Annotated in this window: 16 protein-coding genes and 1 pseudogene; 8 read left to right on the top strand and 9 right to left on the bottom strand. The window is 36.0% G+C overall.

Annotated elements, in window-relative coordinates:
* Positions 1-502: 502 nt before the first annotated feature.
* Positions 503-1759 carry a lytic murein transglycosylase gene (locus J7R05_RS03355; RefSeq protein WP_208541183.1) on the bottom strand — a complete coding sequence of 419 codons (1257 nt, stop codon included), beginning with the start codon at positions 1757-1759 and terminating at the stop codon, positions 503-505.
* 270 nt (positions 1760-2029) lie between these two features.
* On the opposite strand from J7R05_RS03355, the gene galU reads away from it, so the two are divergent.
* Both galU and J7R05_RS03345 read left to right on the top strand, forming a co-directional pair.
* Positions 2030-2914, top strand: coding sequence for a UTP--glucose-1-phosphate uridylyltransferase GalU (gene galU / locus J7R05_RS03350; RefSeq protein ID WP_208541182.1), 885 nt, complete (start codon positions 2030-2032; stop codon positions 2912-2914).
* A 45-nt stretch (positions 2915-2959) separates the two neighbouring features.
* Positions 2960-3955 carry a KpsF/GutQ family sugar-phosphate isomerase gene (locus J7R05_RS03345; protein WP_208541181.1) on the top strand — a complete coding sequence of 332 codons (996 nt, stop codon included), beginning with the start codon at positions 2960-2962 and terminating at the stop codon, positions 3953-3955.
* A gap of 263 nt (positions 3956-4218) precedes the next feature.
* Here J7R05_RS03345 and omp10 read toward each other — a convergent pair whose 3' ends face one another.
* Positions 4219-4593: an outer membrane lipoprotein Omp10 gene (gene omp10 / locus J7R05_RS03340; RefSeq protein ID WP_208541180.1), complete on the bottom strand. Its 375-nt coding sequence runs from the start codon at positions 4591-4593 to the stop codon at positions 4219-4221.
* A 267-nt stretch (positions 4594-4860) separates the two neighbouring features.
* Here omp10 and J7R05_RS03335 point away from each other — a divergent pair, with 267 nt between their 5' ends.
* The 3 genes from J7R05_RS03335 (at position 4861) to guaB (ending at position 9880) form a co-directional block, all read left to right on the top strand.
* Positions 4861-6273: a sigma-54-dependent transcriptional regulator gene (locus tag J7R05_RS03335; RefSeq protein ID WP_208541179.1), complete on the top strand. Its 1413-nt coding sequence runs from the start codon at positions 4861-4863 to the stop codon at positions 6271-6273.
* Positions 6274-6657: 384 nt separating this feature from the next.
* Positions 6658-8229, top strand: a complete 1572-nt coding sequence (locus J7R05_RS03330) for a phospholipase D family protein (protein ID WP_208541178.1) — start codon at positions 6658-6660, stop codon at positions 8227-8229.
* A 151-nt stretch (positions 8230-8380) separates the two neighbouring features.
* The gene (guaB, locus tag J7R05_RS03325) at positions 8381-9880 is read left to right on the top strand and encodes an IMP dehydrogenase (protein ID WP_078662964.1); all 1500 of its coding nucleotides are present in this window, start codon (positions 8381-8383) and stop codon (positions 9878-9880) included.
* A 560-nt stretch (positions 9881-10440) separates the two neighbouring features.
* Here the strand turns inward: guaB and J7R05_RS09195 are convergent.
* Positions 10441-10644, bottom strand: a pseudogene (locus J7R05_RS09195) (universal stress protein); the annotation flags it as partial.
* Positions 10645-10677: 33 nt separating this feature from the next.
* A complete protein-coding gene (locus J7R05_RS03320; protein WP_246468203.1) occupies positions 10678-11169 on the bottom strand; it encodes an adenine nucleotide alpha hydrolase family protein in 492 nt (163 codons plus the stop codon).
* A 223-nt stretch (positions 11170-11392) separates the two neighbouring features.
* Between J7R05_RS03320 and J7R05_RS03315 the strand changes: the two genes are divergently transcribed.
* From J7R05_RS03315 to J7R05_RS03305, 3 genes are all read left to right on the top strand, one after another.
* Positions 11393-12679: an RsmB/NOP family class I SAM-dependent RNA methyltransferase gene (locus tag J7R05_RS03315; RefSeq protein WP_208541177.1), complete on the top strand. Its 1287-nt coding sequence runs from the start codon at positions 11393-11395 to the stop codon at positions 12677-12679.
* Positions 12680-12812: 133 nt separating this feature from the next.
* Positions 12813-14369, top strand: coding sequence for a glutamine-hydrolyzing GMP synthase (gene guaA / locus J7R05_RS03310; RefSeq protein WP_208541176.1), 1557 nt, complete (start codon positions 12813-12815; stop codon positions 14367-14369).
* Between the two features lie 166 nt (positions 14370-14535).
* On the top strand, positions 14536-15258 hold the full coding sequence (locus tag J7R05_RS03305) for a glycerophosphodiester phosphodiesterase (protein WP_208541175.1): 723 nt from the start codon (positions 14536-14538) through the stop codon (positions 15256-15258).
* A 92-nt stretch (positions 15259-15350) separates the two neighbouring features.
* Here J7R05_RS03305 and J7R05_RS03300 read toward each other — a convergent pair whose 3' ends face one another.
* The 5 genes from J7R05_RS03300 to J7R05_RS03280 all read right to left on the bottom strand — a co-directional run bounded on the left by J7R05_RS03300 (position 15351) and on the right by J7R05_RS03280 (position 20872).
* Complete coding sequence (locus J7R05_RS03300; RefSeq protein ID WP_208541174.1) at positions 15351-16388, bottom strand: sn-glycerol-3-phosphate import ATP-binding protein UgpC; 1038 nt, start codon at positions 16386-16388, stop codon at positions 15351-15353.
* 2 nt (positions 16389-16390) lie between these two features.
* Positions 16391-17242 (bottom strand): sn-glycerol-3-phosphate ABC transporter permease UgpE, encoded by an 852-nt coding sequence (ugpE, locus tag J7R05_RS03295; protein WP_078689473.1) that lies wholly within the window; start codon positions 17240-17242, stop codon positions 16391-16393.
* An 11-nt stretch (positions 17243-17253) separates the two neighbouring features.
* Positions 17254-18138 (bottom strand): sn-glycerol-3-phosphate ABC transporter permease UgpA, encoded by an 885-nt coding sequence (gene ugpA / locus J7R05_RS03290; protein WP_208541173.1) that lies wholly within the window; start codon positions 18136-18138, stop codon positions 17254-17256.
* A 105-nt stretch (positions 18139-18243) separates the two neighbouring features.
* On the bottom strand, positions 18244-19569 hold the full coding sequence (gene ugpB, locus J7R05_RS03285; RefSeq protein WP_208541172.1) for a sn-glycerol-3-phosphate ABC transporter substrate-binding protein UgpB: 1326 nt from the start codon (positions 19567-19569) through the stop codon (positions 18244-18246).
* A gap of 361 nt (positions 19570-19930) precedes the next feature.
* Positions 19931-20872, bottom strand: a complete 942-nt coding sequence (locus tag J7R05_RS03280; RefSeq protein ID WP_208541171.1) for a metal ABC transporter solute-binding protein, Zn/Mn family — start codon at positions 20870-20872, stop codon at positions 19931-19933.
* Between the last annotated feature and the right edge of the window lie 8 nt (positions 20873-20880).

The following is a 20880-nucleotide window of genomic DNA, read 5'->3' as shown; positions in this document are numbered from 1 at the left end:
TCAATAAAATTGTTTCAAATATAGACAAAATATTCTCCTTATATTTCTAGGATTTTCATATAGAATACGTAAAAATTTATTTTTCGTCGTTCAAGGGCAGGTTAGTCTCTATCCATGTTCATAATTTTCCAGAATTATGAAAGTTTTTATCAATTTGATAGCTCTTTGCTCATAGAAATCTATTCATTTTGGCTAAATAATTGCTAAGAATGTTATTGGATATTGTGGTTGTTTTTACTTCACACTTATCACCATAAAATGTGCCTGGCTTATTTTTTCAATGAATGAAAATATGATTTTTTCCAAGAATAATAATCAATCGAAATGAAGCTGGAAGTAGGTATTACAATTTTATGGTGACTGTATTTGTTTTTTACATGCGTACACAATTCAAAAAAGTTTTGCGCTTTAGTTGAGATTAGCTTTGTTGTTATAAAAGAAAAAATAAAAAGAAGGTAAATCAAATATATTTGGTAAAAATGGTATGAGTATCTATTCTAGATCATTGTTTTCTGAGAAGAGACAGAACTTGATGACTTGGGTATCCATTAGCTTCTAAACCATGGCGTAGTTGAAAAGCTTTAATGGCTTGTTTGGAAGCTGTACCAATTTTACCATCAATTTCTCCTTTATAATCTCCAAGTGCAGCTAAGCGAGATTGCAGCTCTAAACGTTCTTGGAAAGTAATAGGTTTGAATGGTCGGTTCCAATCTTGCACTAATCCAGGGTGTCCAGCGATACGATTAGCAAGGAGAGCAACGGCAAAAGCATAACGATCTGCATTATTGTAACGCTTAATAACAAAGAAATTTTTTGTTACCAAAAATATAGGTCCCTCTGGTCCATCGGGAAATTTCAATATTGCAAGTTGAGAAGAAGAAGGAAAAGGTTGCCCGTGTGCATGGCGAACACCTAGCTTTGCCCATTGTTCAAAAGAAAGCCAATCTTCAGGGAGTTTTTTTCGATGTGGCAGTTTAACTTCAACACCCCAAGGGAGGTCAGATTGCCACCCATTCATGTGAAGAAGATTAGCAGCGGTAGCAAGTGCATCTGGAATTGATGTCCAAATATTACAGCGTCCATCTCCGTCCATGTCAATACCATAGGCAAGATAACTCGTTGGAATAAATTGGGTGTGTCCTAATGCACCGGCCCAAGATCCAATGAGTTGAGAACGATGAATGCCACTGTTTTGTAAAATTTTCATTGCAGCAATAAGTTGTGTGTGCGCATATTTTTTACGTTTTTGGTCTGCGTAAGCTAAAGTTGCAAGTGAACGGATGACGTCATGCATCACATTTTTGTTTTGCAAAACTTTTCCATAGCTACTTTCTATAGACCAAATAGCAAGGAGAATATTGCGGTTAACACCGAAACGTTTTTCAATTTTGGAGAGCCATGGTTCCCATGTTTGAGCATGACGCTGTCCTTCCACAATAGCGATATTATGAACACGATTGTCAAAATAGTTCCATGGGGAATCAATAAATTCTGGTTGATATGCCGCTTTTTGTAAAACTGCCGGGTCAATTGCTTCAACAGTTTTAAAAGCCATATCAAATGTAGTTGATGAGATATTGTTGGCTAAAGCTATTTTTTTAAATTCGTTAATCCAGCTTTTAAAATCACGCTCAGTGTGTGCAAATGAAAAAAAAGGCGTTGAAAGAGCCAAAAGAGTGGAGATTACACCAATGATAAAGGCTCTGCGATTTATTAATTTCTTTGAAGAAGAAAATAGACTCAGTGTTATTGGTTTCATCTTTTTATTACTGCCGATTTTAGAATACTTTAGTGTGAAGTAATTTCGTTTTTTGTATTTGGTTTGTAAAGTATACTACCCAGCTAAATCGAAACACTTTGAAAAAGTATTCTGATTATTTAACTATTCGTGTCTTTTATTATAACTAATTTTTATGATAATCCAACCAAAACAGTAAAGCATCTTTTTAGCATTTTAGTTACAACACGGTGATACATTAAATCAGAAAGCTATATAGCAAACGCTATATTCATAATCAGGAGAGTAAGTGTGCGTAAAATTCGGAAGGCAGTATTTCCCGTAGCGGGCCTTGGTACTCGTTTTCTTCCAGCAACAAAAACAGTTCCTAAGGAAATGCTGACTGTTGTTGATAAACCTATTATTCAATATGTTGTAGATGAAGCACGTGAAGCGGGCATTGAGCATCTTATTTTTATTACTGGACGCAATAAAGCAGTGATTGAAGATTATTTTGATGCGCAAGTTGAATTATATACAGTACTTACTGAACGTGGCAAAAAAGAAGAACTTAAGCATTTACAAGATTTGCAGCCGCAACCTGGCATGACTTCTTTTACCCGACAACAGCAATCTTTGGGTCTTGGGCATGCTCTCTGGTGTGCACGTGAGTTAGTTGGCAAGGAACCTTTTGCTTTATTATTACCAGATATGTTGATACAGGCTAAAAAGAATTGCCTTTCTGAAATGATCTACCTTTATGAAAAAACGGGTGGAGGAAATATTATTTCTGTTCAAGAATGTAATCTTGAAGACGTTCACAAATATGGTATTGTTGGCAAGGGTAAGCAAATTGCAAATGGTTTTGAAATCACAAAAATGGTAGAGAAACCAGAAAAAGAAACGGCTCCATCTAATTTATACATTAATGGACGTTATATTTTACAACCAGAAATTTTTGATATTCTTTCCAATCAAGAACGAGGGGCAGAAAATGAAATTCAGTTGACAGATGCTATGGTGCGGCTTTCAAATGAGCAAGCTTTTTTTGGTTTCCAATTAGATGGATATACTTTTGATTGTGGCTCTACAACTGGTTTTATTGAAGCCAATGTTGCGTTTGCTTTAGCGCGTGCTGATATGCATCAGCATGTTTCTGTTTCATTGAAAAACTTACTTGAAACGATAAAAGCTTAAAAATTATATAGATCTCTGTTTTGATTTCATTTATCAAACTTAGTTATGATGATAGGGTCTTCTAATATGTTGGCTTTACAAGGTGCAATTACATCGGCACTTAAAACTATTTCTCGCGAAAAACAAGGGCTTGAAGCTCTTGAGAAAGCTCTTTCAAGCTATCTTTCAGATTCTTTTAAAAAAGCTGTTCAAATCATTAGTAATGCTCAGGGTCATGTGGTAATTACTGGTCTTGGTAAGAGTGGTCATATAGGAACAAAAATTGCTGCGACTTTAGCCTCAACGGGGACGCCTGCCTTTTTTGTGCATGCTGCAGAAGCTAATCATGGTGACCTTGGTATGATTAGTTCTGATGATGTTATTCTTGCTTTGTCATGGTCAGGTGAAACTATGGAATTAAGCGGCATTATAAACCATGCTGCGCGTTTTCGTATCCCACTTATTGCAATGACATCTGGCGAGCACTCTGTATTAGGGCGAAAAGCTGATATTGTATTATTATTACCAAAGGTAGAAGAGGCTTGTCCTCATGGGCTTGCTCCAACAACTTCCACAGTTATGCAATTGGCAATGGGCGATGCTTTGGCTGTTGCTCTTTTAGAAAGGCATGACTTTAGCGCAACAGATTTTAAAATTTATCATCCTGGTGGTTCGCTTGGTGTAAACTTTAAATATGTGCGCGATATTATGCATCAAGGTGATAGTCTTCCTTTGATTATACAGGGTGCACCTATGACTGAAGCTGTAAATATTTTGGTTGAAAAACATTTTGGTTGTGTTGGTGTTATAAACCAAAAAGGTGAGTTAATTGGAATTGTAACAGATGGTGACCTTGCGCGTAATATTCACTGTGATTTATCAAAATTCAATGTTGATGAGGTAATGACAAAGGATCCTAAAATTGTAAACCCAGATACACTCGTTGGTGCTGCGACAGCTTTTATTAATGCTCATCAGATTGGTGCCTTTTTTGTCATTGAAGATAAAAAACCCGTAGGGATTGTTCATTTTCATGATCTTTTGCGTATTGGTGCTGTTTGAGTTAATAGGTGTCGATATCAGATAAAATTTTTAATAATAAGTCAGGGCGGATTCAATAATAGAAGAGCAATTGTAAATATAAAATTGCTCTGTTAAAGATATTATTGTGAAAAGATTACTTTTTCGCGTATTTTAGAATTGTATAGAAGGTTTATCAGAAAGGTAGTATGTTAATTTACATTGGTTTTAAAAACTCTGTTAAGAAGAAAATTATATCTTCCTATTAGTTATTCTATGTATTTAAATAAAATTTTAATTTTCACTTAAATTTGACGATTGAGAAAGAATTGTAATCCAGCACTTGATGTGCAGAAAAGTTGCATTGTATCATTTGATAACCTACAATAAGCTCTGGATATAGTTCCACGGAGAATTGAGCGGATTTCAATTTCTACATGTTGTGCATTGATGTAATTGTAAGTGCCTTCTGATAATTTTTCTTTTGTGTCTGCTGCGCGTGTTTCAAAATTGCCATTATGGAAAGAGGAAATAATACCATTTTTATCAACCCATTCACCGTCAATTCCAGTTGGTATATTTTCTACAGTTGGGTGTTGTCCATAATGGTGCGGAAGGCTGCAGGCTCCTATCGCCAAAATAGTAGTTGTAAGACATAAAATGCGGCAGATATGTTGCATTTGTTTCACTCTATTTATTTTACTATTGCTTTTCAATTATTTATAATAAACTTAAGATTGTTATTATTAAGTTACTTTATTAATTAATATTAAAGCTTTTGCTGAAAATTAATGAAAAAGCAAAGAATTAGAAAAAATATCTTAATTTTGTTAATTATTAAAATAATAAATTTAACACGTGCGATACAAAAGGTAAAATATTTTTTATGATTCACAATAAGTCTCATATTAATATTGTTTAGTAGTCTCAAAGGAGATTATTAAATTATGGTTGGCCCTATTCTTGTTGCGAGTGAAGACCACGGCAAGCGTATAGAGTTTTCTACTATGCTCCGAGATCTTGGTTATCGTGTCATTGAAGCGGAAAATAGCTTACGTACGATCGATCTTTTACATAGACGTAAAAATGTCATGCTTGCATTGCTTGATGTTGTTATGAGTGATTTAAGTATAAGTGATTTGATTACGACAATTAGAGCTGCTGGAGTCTCTGTTCCTATTGTTGTTATAGCAAAACAAGATAATCAAGAATCACTTCAAAAAGCCTTAAGAGTTGGAGCTATTGATTATTGGATTTATCCGGTTACACCACTACGATTGAGAATTACATTGAATAATCTTTCACGTACTTCTGCGTTAGAACGTGAAGTTTATTATATCCAACGACGAAATAAAAATTATTTACGATTTTCTGATCTCTATACAAAAAGTAGTATCATGCAAGCGGTTTTAGAACAATCGAAAAGTGCAGCTATTTCCCAACAGAATCTTTTGATAAAAGGTGAAATAGGAACTGGTCGTGAAACGTTAGCGCGCATTATTCACTGTGAAAGCTTATTTTCAAAAGGGCCTTTTGTCTGTTTCCAGTGTTTACCTGTTGTTGATCCAGAGCAAGAAAAACACATATGGTTTAAAGAATTTTTACCACTGGTTTCTTCTATTGAAAAGGGAACTCTTTGCCTTTGTGATATTGATCGGCTCGAGCCCATACAGCAAAAACGTTTTGCACATTATCTTAAAGAGAGAGAAGAGGCTATAAAGAATGAACAGCCTCCTTTTCGTATTATTGCCATATCAACGTCACAACTTGAGGATCTAGTTAAAGATGATGTTTTTTTTCATGGTTTATTTGAACAGTTTTCCCAATTATGTATCAATGTTCCCACTTTGCGAGAATTGAGGGATGATCTTCCAGAAATTTCTCAGCGCTTGATTGATCATATCATTACTGAAACAGGACGATCACATATACATGGTTTGTCGGGATCAGCTATTTCATTACTTATGCAATATGATTGGCCTGGTAACCGTAGTGAACTTGAAAATTTATTATTTCGCGCAGTTTTACTCAGTGAAGGGCCTTTATTAACTGTTCGTGATTTTCCACAATTAATGGGAAGTTCATTACTTGGTGTTCCGAGTATTATGTGTAATCATGTTCAAGAACATTCTGAAAAAAAGTCTATACAATTTTTAAATTCTGAAGGACATGTCCGTACCTTTGCGGAGATGGAGCGCGATATTATTGAAAAGGCAGTTAAACATTATAAGAGACGTATGAGTGAGGTTTCTCGCCGTCTTTGTATAGGGCGTTCTACACTTTATCGTAAAATAGAAGAATACGAGGGTGACAAACAGTCAAAAATAGAAGGAAAATCTATAATAGATTTCCATTCATAAGAATTACTGCTTTTCATAGTAATAATATGAAGATTTCTGTTTTTTCTAAAGTACTGTTTACGATATAACTGACTAAATTTGAAATAATTTTTCAATCGATTTAATAAATATGAAATTTTATTTGAGGGTATTCTCATTAGCTTTATTTTTTAAAGCTTGTGGTATGGAGGTTAAGACTGCATTTACAGATAATAAACAGACATTTCATACTTTCTCGCGTCAGATGCAGAATTTTAGAATCACTGATGTGGTAGGTTATATTTTTTCAAGTAAATAATAAAATTCTACTTTATTGTATTAATTGAATGATAAGAACGTTGATTTTAGTGTTAGAGTACGTATTTATGAGTGTGCAATAGCTTTTAAAGTAGAAAGTGTATCACTTTGATTCTGTTAAATATTATTATCGGATCTATTATCTTTTTTACTACAGCATTTATGTTGGCAATTTACGCTTATGGCTGTTTTACCAAAAGTGCGATAAAGGAGTATTCTTATGCGTTTGATGTTGAGAAAGATGCGACCAAGCTTGATCGTATAGTGAGTCGATTAGCAAAAGAGACAAATGGATTAGGGGGAGACAAAGATGCTCTTTCACTCATTACTAGCAATTTAGATGCGTTTTGTGTTCGTACAATGGCAGCAGCACAGGCTGAGCGCAGTCTTGATCTGATGTATTATATTTGGGACGATGATTTAACAGGGCGTTTGTTACTTAGTGAAGTGGTGGAAGCGGCTGATCGTGGTGTGCGCGTGCGTCTTCTTTTGGATGATATTAATGCTCAGGGACGTGATCCAGCTTATATTGCGCTTAATAAACATCCTTATATTGAAGTTAGAATGTTTAATCCAGGACGAGCACGCAGTGGTGGTTTACGTCGCGGTTTAGAGATTATATTGCGGGCACTTGTTGTAACACGCAGAATGCATAATAAAGCTTTTATTGTAGATGGACGGGTAGCTTTTGTAGGAGGACGCAATATTGCAGATTCTTATTTTGATGCAGGTAAGGAGGCAAGTTTCCGAGATCTAGACCTGATGTTAATTGGTCCATCGGTAAAAAAAGTAGAAACTGTCTTTGATGATTTTTGGAATAGTCCTGTAGTTTTGCCAATTCATGCTTTAGTCGTTCCAAAAAGTACAAATAACCTTGATGATTGGAAAGATAAATTGCAAAAATTTCGTCATTCCAAGGTCGCAAAAGTTTATTTAGATTATGTCAACAAATATATCAGTTTTGAATGTTTTATCCAAACGGGAAAGCGATTATTTCTAGCAGATAAAGTTGAAGTTCTTTCTGATCCTCCAGAAAAAGCATTAGGCAAAAAAGTAGGCAATTGGCTGATGGAGGTGCTCTCACAGGTTATTGAAGGTGCAAAAAAAACAGTCCAAATTACATCGCCTTATTTTGTTCCTGGTAAAGCAGGCGCACAGCATTTGAGCAGTTTGGTGTCAAAAGGTATTGATGTTAGAATTCTTACTAATTCTTTAGTGGCGACTGATGTGGTGGTGGTGCATAGTGGTTATGCACCTTATCGTAAAGCGTTATTGAAAAGTGGTGTTAAACTTTATGAATTAAAACCGGATGGAGGTCCCCACCGGTTGTGGTTGTTTAGATCAAGTAAAGCAAGTTTACATACAAAAGCTTTTTTAATTGACCACAAAACTGCTTTTATTGGATCTTTAAATTTTGATCCTCGATCAGCTTCATTAAATACAGAAATGGGTATTCTTTTTGAGTGTGCACCAATTACAGCGATGTTGGATTTGCTTTTTTTAGAAGAAACAACAGGTGAAATGAGTTATTGTTTACGTCTTGGGGATAATGATCGTATTTATTGGGATTTTATTGAAAATGAAAAACGATATAGTATTGATTATGAACCAGAAAGCAGTTTTAGGCGTCGCGCATTTGCAAAGATAATGAGTTGGTTGCCAATTGAATCGCAATTATAGCTTATACAAGAATATATTAGAAAAAATATTTATTTTTCTTTTCATTTTGTTTGTAACATGGCATAATTCATTGTCAAATTCACAGCGCATAAAAATTACAGCTGCATTTTATATTTATTTGCCAGTGTTTTATTATTAAAGGAATTTGGCTATGACAAAAATTGTTGAAACCAAAACAGGTGTATTGGCGCTTACCTTTGATGATGTACTTCTGCAACCTGGCCATTCGCTTGTTATGCCTAGCCAAGTGGATCTTAAAACACGTATTGCAGCTGATATTGAATTGAATTTACCCTTACTTTCTGCCGCAATGGATACGGTGACAGAATCGCGTTTAGCAATTGCTATGGCTCAAGCTGGGGGTCTTGGTGTTATTCATCGCAACATGTCCCCTACAGAGCAAGCTGAAGAAGTCCGTCAAGTGAAAAAATTTGAATCCGGTATGGTTGTTAATCCGGTAACAATTGGGCCAGATGCGACACTGGAAGAGGCAAAGAATTTAATGCGCTCTCATGGTATTTCAGGTATTCCTGTTGTTGAAAATGGAGCTAAGGGCGGGATTTCTGGTAAGCTTGTTGGTATTTTAACCAATAGGGATGTGCGCTTTGCATCAGATCCAAAACAAAAAATCCGTGAATTAATGACGCATGAAAATTTAATCACAGTACGTGAAAATGTTCAACTGGATGAAGCAAAGTGTCTTTTACATTATCACCGTATTGAAAAATTATTGGTTGTAGACGAGCAAAATCGCTGTGTTGGTTTAGTGACAGTCAAAGATATTGAAAAAGCGCGGTTACATCCGAATGCTACTAAAGATTCTCAAGGTCGTCTACGTGTTGCAGCTGCCAGTGGTGTAGGGGATAATGGAATTGAACGAGCTGAACGATTAGTTGATGCAGGCGTTGATGTATTGGTGATTGATACAGCTCATGGACATTCTCAGCGTGTGTTAGAAACGATTGAACGTATTAAAAAAATGGCACTTTCTACAACTATTATGGCTGGTAATGTAGCGACTGCGCAAGCAACACAAGCTTTAATTGATAGTGGTGCAGATGCGGTAAAAGTTGGTATTGGGCCTGGCTCTATTTGTACAACGCGGATTGTTTCGGGCGTTGGTGTACCTCAGCTTTCAGCTATTATGGATGCTGTAGAAGTTGCTGATAAAGCAGGGATTCCCATTATTGCTGATGGTGGTATCAAAACTTCAGGTGATTTTGCTAAAGCTTTGGCAGGCGGAGCTTGTGCCGCTATGATTGGCTCTCTTTTAGCTGGTACAGATGAAAGTCCTGGAGAAGTTTATCTTTATCAGGGTCGTTCTTTTAAAGCTTATCGGGGTATGGGGTCTGTTGCTGCTATGGCGAGAGGATCGGCAGATCGTTATTTTCAAGCTGAGGTTCAGGATGAACTTAAACTGGTACCTGAAGGTGTTGAGGGGCAAGTTGCTTATAAAGGTCCTATAGCATCAGTTCTACACCAGCTGGCTGGTGGATTACGTGCTTCAATGGGCTATGTTGGAGCACAAGATTTAGTTGAATTTCGTAAAAAAGCAACATTTGTTCGTATTACGAATGCTGGCCTTTATGAAAGTCATACACATGATGTTTCTATTACGCGGGAAAGCCCAAATTATCGTGGTCCTGTTTGATAACTAAATTTGGCATTATTTTTATATCAATACCACAAGTTCTTTTAAAAAAATGATATGATATTTATCATTTGTGCGCAGTCTTGTATATTGCGATTCCAAACTTACCAAAAGAAGGAATTGGGTGTTACTATTCCAATTCCTTCTAGCAGTTATCTTAAAATGAGAAGATTAGCTTTTTATATTTTTCCGTTCTGCTTTTAATTCACAGTGGCGATCGCTAGCCTGATTATTTTGGATGGATTTCTTTCTATTGTGTGAGGATATTGTATTCTGGTTTCTTTTAGATGAAGCCATTTTCCCATTATTATGAGTATTCATTCATTTTCTCCTTTTTAACTATCTGGCCATATGCCAGTATAGAGGAAGGGTGATATCAAATAGTAGTTCCGAGAATTTTTGAAAAAGTTCATCTATGCTTTGTTTGAAATGAGATAAATATAATGGTGGCAAGAGCTTTCCTAAGCAAACAGCCTTTTTATAATGTTAACCGTTTAGTCTTCAAAACTATTAGTTAAGTCATTTAGTGTTTGTTTTTATTTTCCAAGGTGAAGAGAACTTTATAATTCTCGTGCAACCATAACTAGAATAGGCGCTTTATGGATAATAGTCTGAGTTTTAGAGCCAAATAAAAAATTATACATTTTAGAGTGGTGAAAAGCTCCCATAACGAGCATATCAAGATGAAGTGTCTGAATGTTCTGAAGAATCATTTGTTCAAGACTGTCTTCTGTTTTGAGTGGTTCAACTTTAATTTGAGCAGATTGTAATCGCTTTAATGTTTCGTTGAAGCTGTCTTACACAGCTTGTGTTTGCAATTCTGCCATACCTAATACAAAGGTTAGGTTATTAAAAAATTTTCGTGTACAAATAAAATCAATAGCTTTCATGATTAGAGGACCACCGTTAAAAGCTATGAGAATTCTTTGAATTGAACGAAAATGACGTGAAGCAACGAAAATTGGAAGTTCAGAAGAGCGTACAACGTTTTCAAAATTGAGCCCTAATCGTTTTTTATCAGATGCTATTTGTTCAACTTTTTGCGCAAAGAGTGCTTTAGAAAGAGTAGTATCTTGTTGTTTTAAGTCAGATGAATTTAGTGTGTTATTGTCGGTTTGTTGTGTGTTTGGTAAACTAATTTCTTTTTCCGATTTGTCCAAGACGTGCAACAACCGAATTGTTGTTTGCATAAATTTAGCAGCCCATAATGCTAGGTCACATACATGTTTTGCATAAATTGAAGAATCAATAAGAGCGAGTATCGGTTTTGTTATGATATTATGTCCCAATGTTATTGCTTATAGAAGAGACTTATAATCTTCGTTAATATCTACAAGTTATAGAAGTAATAATTCTATTTTTCTTCAGAATAAAATTCTAGCCTACAGTGAGAAGTATTCGGTTTTCAGTGATAAATTTGGGGGTTATTTTAGATTATAGCTGAAAATGAAGAAGATCATTTAAAGTTTTTAATTTAATTATTTATTGATAGCATTTGAATAGGAGAATGAATTGCGATTAGGTGGACGTTTGCAAGCAGCAATAGATGTTCTAAAAGAGATAGAGATGCGGCATCGTCCTGCAAGTGAAGCTCTGAAAGATTGGGGGCTTTCTCATCGTTTTGCTGGAGTAAGTGATCGTGCAGCAGTTGGTACAATTGTTTATGATGTTTTAAGACGACGTTATTCATTACAATGGCGTATGGATAGTGATGATATTCGAAACATAGCTTTTGGAGCTTTGTTAGATACCGGAGCAATGACCATTGAACAGATTGATAGCACTTTAGAAGGAGATCGGTTTGCACCACAATTATTAGCGCTTAAACAGCGTTATTCATGGCAAAAACGTCAGCTTGTTGATGCACCAGACTATATTCGTGGTGATATTCCCCAATGGTGTCAAGCTTATCTTCAACCCTTATTTGCCGACAATTGGGTAACTGAAGCTGCTGCTTTAGCAACACGTCCTCCGTTAGATTTACGAGTGAACAGTTTAAAAGCAACACCAGAGAAAGTGCTTAAAGAATTAGCAAAAATAAAAGTTCAATCTTTTTCATGGTTTCGGCAAGCTTTAAGAATTGCACCAATTGAAAAATTTGGACGTCATCCTAATGTGCAAGCTGAACCTGCCTTCCAAAAAGGGCACTTTGAAGTACAAGATTTGGGATCTCAAATTGTTGCTCATCTTACAGAAACAAAAGCAGGTATACAATTATTAGATTATTGTGCAGGAGCTGGTGGAAAAACATTAGCTTTGGCTGCCAATATGAATAATCGGGGGCAAATTTATGCTTATGATTCAAATAAAGTCCGCTTGGCTCCTATTTTTAGTCGTCTTCGCCGAGCTGGTATCCATAATGTACAATCACGGGTGCATGTAGAAGAATTAAAGCCATTAGTAGGTCAGATGGATATAGTTTTATTAGATGCTCCATGTAGTGGAACAGGAACATGGCGCCGTCGCCCAGATGCAAAATGGCGTTTGACACCAGAACAAATAAAACAACGCCAAGAAGAGCAATTTGCTATTTTGAATGAGGCATTGGTTTATCTTAAATCAAATGGACGTTTAGTTTATATTACATGTTCTCTTTTTATAGATGAGAATGAAGAGCAAATTTCCCGTTTTCTTCAACAACATTCCAATTTTTTTCCTATAGATTTGCGTGCACTTTGGCAGCGACATTTTAGTTCTTCAACTATACAACCAATATTTTCGAGTTATGGATTGACTTTATCGCCAGCATCAACTCAGACAGATGGTTTCTTTTTAGCTGTTTTACAAAAGAAGCATTGAAGATATATTTCCACGTTTTTTATTTCAAATTGTATAACAATGATATTTTTCTAATGCCAAAAGGCTTGTGAAAAGAGAAAGATTAAATCATAAATCTCATTTGCTATTCTTTGCAATTATTGATTGGTTTTCTATGAGTACATCGCATTCAAATACTATTCTTATTATTGATTTTGGTTCACAAGTTACACAGCTGATTGCACGGCGAGTGCGGGCAATAGGCGTTTATTCCGAAATTGTTCCTTTTCAATTGGCTTTAGAGAAGTTCAAAAGTATTAAACCTAAAGCTGTTATTTTATCAGGTAGTCCTTATTCGACAGTTGATGATGGCTCACCGCGTGCTCCGATAGAAATTTTTGAAGCCGGCATCCCAGTTCTTGGTATTTGTTATGGTGAACAAATCATGTGTGTTCAACTTGGTGGAAAAGTTGAAGCTGGACATGAGCGTGAATTTGGACGTGCTTCTTTGGAAGTAAAAGAAGAAAGTGCGCTTTTTGATGGTGTTTGGGAAAAAGGGTCATCTCAACAAGTATGGATGAGCCATGGTGATCGTGTAACAGCTTTGCCAGAAGGTTTTCGTGTAATCGGAACATCGCAAGGTGCTCCTTATGCTGCCATTGCTGATGAGAAACGGCATTTTTACGCAGTGCAGTTTCACCCTGAAGTTGTTCATACACCAGATGGTATAAAACTTTTGCAAAATTTTGTTTATAAAATCTGTGGTCTTAAAAGTGATTGGTCCATGGCTGCTTATCGTGATCAGGCTATAGCTGCGATTCGCAAAAAAGTCGGAAAAGGTCGGGTGATCTGTGGTCTTTCAGGTGGGGTGGATTCATCGGTTACAGCTGTATTACTTCATGAAGCGATAGGAGAGCAACTGACATGTATTTTTGTAGATCATGGGTTGATGCGTAAGAATGAAGCTGAAGAAGTTCTTACATTGTTTCGCGATAATTATAATATAAAGCTTGTTTATGTTAATGCTGCTCATAGGTTTATCAATGCTTTGAAGGGTGAAACAGATCCAGAGAAAAAGCGCAAAACTATAGGTCGCCTTTTTATTGAAGTTTTTGAAGAAGAAGCAAAAAAGGTAGGTGGTGCGCAGTTTTTAGCTCAAGGAACACTTTACCCAGATGTTATTGAAAGTATTTCAGCTGTTGGTGATGGGATAACAATTAAAAGTCACCATAATGTGGGTGGATTACCAGAGCGAATGAATATGCAACTTGTAGAGCCATTGCGTGAATTGTTTAAAGATGATGTCCGCTCTTTGGGGAGAGAATTAGGTTTGCCTGAGCAATTTATTGGCCGCCATCCTTTTCCAGGTCCCGGTCTTGCGATTCGATGTCCAGGTGGAGTAACGCCTGAAAAACTAGAAATTTTGCGTGAAGCGGATGCTATTTACCTTGATGAAATTCGTAAAGCAGGCCTTTATGATGAAATTTGGCAAGCTTTTGCTGTTCTTCTTCCTGTTCAAACTGTTGGTGTTATGGGTGATGGACGCACTTATGAATTTGTTTGTGCTCTTCGTGCTGTAACATCTGTGGACGGTATGACTGCTGATTTTTATCCGTATGATATGAATTTTTTGGGCAAGGTAGCAACGCGTATTATTAATGAAGTTCGAGGTATTAATCGTGTTGTTTATGATGTAACTTCAAAACCTCCTGGTACTATTGAATGGGAATAATTAGAATCAGATGCAAGTGTTTGAAGAATCAAAAGCTGTTGGGGAGTGGCATTTTAGGTAATTGAAAGAAAAGAATAATTTCTTAGAAGGAGTATTCTGGGGTTGATATTGCCTTTAATCCTTATTTTTATTCTCTTTAATTGAGTTTGGAAGTAAAAAATAATCTATGTTTAAACCAAAAATTGTTGCTCATCGTGGTGGAGCTAATCTCTATTCTGAAAATACACTTTCAGCGTTTCGTCATGCAATTGCGTTGGGAGTTGATGAAATTGAATGTGATGTTCATCTCCTTAAAAGTGGTGAGGTGGTTGTATTTCATGATTTTTGCCTTGAGCAATTGGTAGGGCAAAAAGGGTATATTCATGATATTGATAATGAAACACGCAAGCAACTTTGCGTAAAAGGCAGTACTGAGTCTCCTCCTTTACTAGAAGAATTATTAGATCTTTTAGTGCCAACAAACGTTGCACTGCATCTTGAAATCAAAACATGTGGTGCAATTGAGCGCGAATATATTTTATCTCAAAAAGCCCTTGGATTGATTAATAGCCGCAATTTGGCAAAAAGAGTTTCAGCAATCAGTTTTGATTCTACTTGTTTGCGCCCTTTTATTGAAGCAGGAATACCATCTGGTCCATGTATAGATAATTTTGAAGGTGATATGTCTTACCAGTTTTTTAAATGGAAAAAATTAGGGTACTCTGATCTGAGTTTAGATGGTTCAATTGTATCGCGAAAATTTATTGAATCTGCACTTGATGCTGGCTTTACTGTCGGTGTTTGGACAATAAACGGGAAGGCTCGTTTATCACATTGGCTTGATATGCCTGTGCATTACATTACAACAGATCAACCTGATCTTGCTTTACAATTACGTTCACAAAAATGAAAAATAGTCTTATACATCATGACAAAGACGAAAATTAATTAAGTAAAGAGCTTTCTAAAAAAGCTTATGAGGTTTAAATTAAGCTTTATTAATTATGTGCGTTTTCCTGTAATCTTGTTAAAAGTATGAAAACTTTGATTAGGAACAGTGAAATTTAATTGTTGCCCATAATTACTTGTAAGGCGCTCTTTTATATCAACTGTGAAAACGGTATTATTCCAACGTGTTAAGACATGACACCCTGTTCCTACAGGTTTGATAAGTTCAATATACGTATGAAAAACGGGGCCTTTGTCTGGATGCTCACCCAACAAAATTGCTTCCGGTCTAAATGCTAAAATATCAGTTTGTTCACTACAAGAAAATGAACTGTTTAAATGTTGTTCTAGAGCTTGACAATCAAGAAAATTCATAGGGGGAGAGCCAATAAAATTTGCAACAAATATTGTTTCTGGATAATCGTAAATTTCCATTGGTGTTCCAATTTGTTCGATAGCTCCTTGATTCATGACGACTATTCTATCAGCCAGTGTCATAGCTTCTAGTTGATCGTGGGTGACATAAAGGCTAGTTGTTTTTAGTGAGCGTTGTAGTTTTTTTATTTCGATACACATTTGTGTACGTAATTTTGAATCAAGGTTTGAAAGTGGCTCATCAAAAAGAAAGACACGTGGTTGACGAACAATAACACGCCCCATTGCAACACGTTGGCGTTGCCCTCCTGATAATTGTTGTGGTTTGCGATCAAGAAATGGCTCTATTTCCAAAAGTTTTGCAGCATGTGTCACACGCCTCTTAATTTCTTCTTTGGGTGTTTTTCTATTTTTAAGGCCGTATTCCAAGTTTCCACGTACTGTCATATGTGGATAGAGTGCGTAATTTTGGAAAACCATAGCAATGTCACGATCAGCCGGTTCATAATCGTTGATATGTTCATTATCAATATAGAGCTCACCTGAAGTGACTTGTTCGAGCCCAGCAATAATGCGTAATAAAGTTGATTTTCCACATCCTGAGGGACCAACAATAACAAGAAGTTCGCTATCAGCAACGGTTAAGTTTAAATCATTAATGACCACAGTGTCATTGTCATATTGTTTTTTTATATTTGATAACTGAATGATAGCCACGGCTATTTCTCCGTTTCAATGAGGCCTTTAACAAAAAGCCGGTGCATGCAGATGACAACTAAAACAGGTGGTACCATAGCGACAACTGATACTGCCATAAGGATATTCCATTGAGGATCATGTTGAAGTGATTCTACAATAAGTTGTTTCAGGATAATAAGAATGGTTTGGTGGTCTTGATCTGTCATAACAAGTAAAGGCCAGAGATACTGTACCCATCCATAAACGAACATAATAATAAATAAAGCAGCTATATTATTTTTACTAAGGGGTAAAAGAATATCCTTAAAAAATTTAAATGGTCCTGCACCATCAACGCGAGCAGCTTCTAAAAGTTCATCGGGAATAGTCAAAAAGAATTGACGAAATAAAAATGTAGCAGTTGCCGAAGCAATCAATGGAATAATCATTCCACTGTAAGTATTTATCATGTTTAACTGTGCAACGACTGCATATGTCGGAATAATACGAACTTCTATAGGTAACATTAATGTGACAAAGATCAAAACAAAAGCCGTTTTACGAAAAGGGAAGCGCATATAGACAATTGCGTAAGCAGAGAGGAGCGAAATAATAATTTTTCCAACGCTAATACCAATTGCCATTATGAGTGAGTTTATTAAAAGTGGTAAGAGGTTTGGAAGACCATGTTGCGCAAGACCATCACCAAAAATTATTTTATAATTTTCTAAAGTGTATTGCCCTGGTAAGAGAGGGATTGTTCCCGAGCTAAATGCAGCTGAGTTATGAGTTGAAGCAATAATAGCAACGTAAACTGGAAAACAAATAATGATAATGCCAACAATGAGGATAAGATGGGTCAGAAATGTCAAAAAAGGGCGATTTTCAACCATAATTTCTTTCCTTAATATTGTACACGGCGATCAATCCAGCGAAACTGGATAAGTATTAAGCCAGTAACCATAAACATTAAGATTATTGATTGCGCTGCTGATGCACCGATTATTTGGTTTCTAAAACCGTCGTCATATATTTTATAGACAAGCGTGGTTGTTGCATGCGCAGGTCCTCCAAAAGTTATATTATCAATAATGCCGAATGTATCAAACATGACATAATTGATGTTGATAACAAGAAGAAAAAAGGTTGTTGGTGAAAGTTGTGGGAAGACTATAGTCCAAAATCGTTTAAAAGGACCAGCACCATCAATAGCAGCTGCTTCTATTTGAGATTGTTGTATAGATTGAAGTCCAGCTAGGAAAAAGAGAAAATTGTAGGAAATTTGTTGCCAGCTAGCAGCAATCACAATAAGGATCATTGCTTGAGTACCATTAATGCGGTGATTCCAAATAATATTTATTTTCTCAAGAAGAAAAGGAACAATTCCAATAGTTGGGTGGAAGATAAACAACCATAATATACCAGCTAATACGGGGGCAACCGCATAAGGCCAGAGCAAGAGTATTGTATAAGCCTTTTTTGCATGAATAACGCGATCAGCTGAAACCGCTAAAAGAAGCGATATCATCATTGAAACAATAGTAACAGAGACAGAAAATATTATGGTTGTAAGAAATGATTTTATATAAATTGGATCAGAGAGAACTGTTAGGTAATTTTCAAACCCAATAAAAGTTGTGGTTAAACCAAATGGATCTTCACGCTCAAAGGATGATTTTATTGCTTGGGCAGTAGGCCAAAAGAAAAACAAGAAAGTTATAGCAAGCTGAGGAAAGAGTAGACAATAAGGGAGTAGTCTATTTTTAAAATATGCATGTTTTTCTTGCATTTGCGGTGCTCTTTAGTAAGAGGCGTTGGAAAAGAAATTAAAAGAAAGTTGGAAAAATCGGCTTTTAAAGTCGAATTTTTAGCTTTTAACAATAATTGTGAAATCTTAATGATTAGCTTTTTCAAATTCACGTAAAAGCTTATTGCCACGTTCAACCGCTTTATCCAATCCAGCTTTAGGTGTTTTAGAGCCGTTAAGAATAGCTTCCAATTCTTGATCAAGGATAGAACGAATTTGTGGCAAGTTACCAAATCTTATTCCTTTTGAGTTCTCTGTTGGTGGATTGAGATCAATTTGTTGAATAGCGATATCTGCACCTGGGTTTTTTTCATAGAAATGTTGTTCTTTGTTTAGCTCATAAGCAGCTTTTGTGATGGGAAGATAGCCTGTTGTTTGGTGCCATTTTGCTTGATTATCTGTCCGCGAGAGGAATTTAAGAAAGGCTGCTGCTCCTGCATATTCTTCAGGTGTATGACCTTTTAAAATCCAAATAGAAGCCCCCCCGATAATTGAGTTTTGTGGTGTATTTTGCACATCAGCATAATAGGGCAGCATACCAACTCCAACATTAAACTGAGCTGCTGAAATGATGCTGCTAAGCGATCCTGAAGACTGTATAAAGATTGCACAATGTTGTGCCATAAACATTGGGGCTGAATCTAATGCACCAGCTGGGCCACCGTAGCGAAAAATACCTTGATCTGACCATTTTTTAAGATCAGTCCACATACGTATTTGCAAAGGTCCATTCACGGTTAGTTCTGAATCAAGCCCATTAAAACCGTTTTCTTTTGTTCCAAAGGGGATATTATGCAATGCTGAAAAATTTTCCAAACCAATCCATTGGGCTGCATAAGCCATTGTAAAACCACAGCTTGCTGCTTTACTGTCGAGAATTTTTTGGGAAAAATTTTCGATATCTTGCCATGTTTTGGGTGGTTGTTCTGGGTCAAGTCCTGCTTTTTTAAAAATGTCTTTATTATAAAAAAGAATTGGTGTTGAAGCATTGAATGGCATGGAAAGCATCCGTCCTTTCTCATCAGAGTAATAACTACTGATGGTAGACAAATAGTCTGCAGAGTTAAATTCTTGCTTTGTGTCATTCATGAGTTGATAAAGTGGATAAATTGCACCTTTTGCAGCCATCATGGTACTTGTACCAATTTCATAAATTTGGGCAAGAACGGGCTGCTGTTTTCCGCGAAATGCTGCAATAAGTGAGACCATGCTTTCTTCATATTCTCCACGAAATGAAGGAATAATTTTGTAATCAGATTGGCTTGCATTAAAATCATTAATTAAATTTTCTGTTTGTTTTCCTAGCTCACCGCTCATAGAATGCCAAAAACTGATTTTTGTTTGCGTGAAACCCGTTGTTGCTGCAGTCATAACAATTGCAAATGCTGCTGCGGAAAGATAAAAACGGTTCATGATTCACCTTTTTTAAGTTAATGGAACACAGTTCTTTCAAGATTATATACTATGATGTATAAATAATACCATGATGGTTCATTTCAGAAATACGTTAATTTATTTAAACATGAACCATAAAAAGGTCAAACGAATTTGTATAAACTTACTAGTTTTACCGTTTTTAGAAATATTATGCCAATAAGTATAAGTAATTGACTGCAATAATTCAAAAAAGAATAGAGGCCTGATCAAAGATGAAATCAGGCGGTTTGTTTAGATAAGAATATACAATATTTATTATCTTTCAGTAAGATGCCGTTGAATTTTTGTAATGTTTGTTGATAGTTTTGAATGTTATTTAAAAGTTGTTTTTCACGTCTTAGTTATTGACAATTTGAGTGGTCTGCATTGCGTTGATGATAGTGTTAACGTTGTATTGCATCATACTCAGATAAGTTGCTGCAGGGCCGTTTTTTTCCGATAATGCATCAGAATAAAGAGTGCCCCCAATTTTCAAATTTGTTTCTTTTGCAATCTGTTCTATAAGGCGGGGGTTGGAGATATTTTCAACGAACAATGCAGATGCTTTATTGGCTTTAATTTGCTTAATAAGGTTGGCAACATCTGCTGCGGTGGCTTCTGTCTGTGTTGAAATACTTTGAGGTGCAAGTATAGTAAAATCATATTCATGAGCAAAATAACTAAAAGCATCATGAGATGTAATAATGGTACGTTTATCTTTTGGGATGGTCGCAATTTGTGTTGTGATAGCTGTTTGCAGTGTATCGAGTTTTTGGAGATAAGCATCAGCGTTTTTGTTATAGCTTTCACATGATTGGTGATCGATTGTACAAAAAGCAACAGCAATATTTTTGACATAAATTTTTACATTAGAGATAGCTTGCCAAGCGTGTGGATCAATACTGTTGTGATGATGGTGATGTTTTGTACCGTGTTCTTGATCTTTAAGTGTAAGTGCGGGAATGTTGGCACTAGCTTCAATAAGAAATGCTTTTGTATCGCTTGCTGCGATGAGTCGGTTAATAGAATCTTCTAGATGAAGTCCATTTACAAAAATAATATGAGCGTCTTTAAGAACTTTTACATCACGTGGAGTGGGTTCATACGTGTGAATGCTTGCATTAGGGCCAACTAGAGTTGTCACAGAAATATGATCACCTCCTACATTTTCTACCAAGTCTGCGAGAATGGAAAAGCTTGCGACAACTTTGATCTTATTATTTGCAGTGGCAGAAGATGAAAAAAAGGGGAAGAATAAAATAAAGCAGAGCAAAGCAAGCTGTTTAACACGTGTGTGCATATTATTTT

The sequence above is a fragment of the Bartonella capreoli genome (assembly GCF_902813205.1).
Classification (GTDB): Bacteria; Pseudomonadota; Alphaproteobacteria; order Rhizobiales; family Rhizobiaceae; genus Bartonella; species Bartonella schoenbuchensis.
This window is presented reverse-complemented; position numbering and strand designations above follow the sequence as displayed.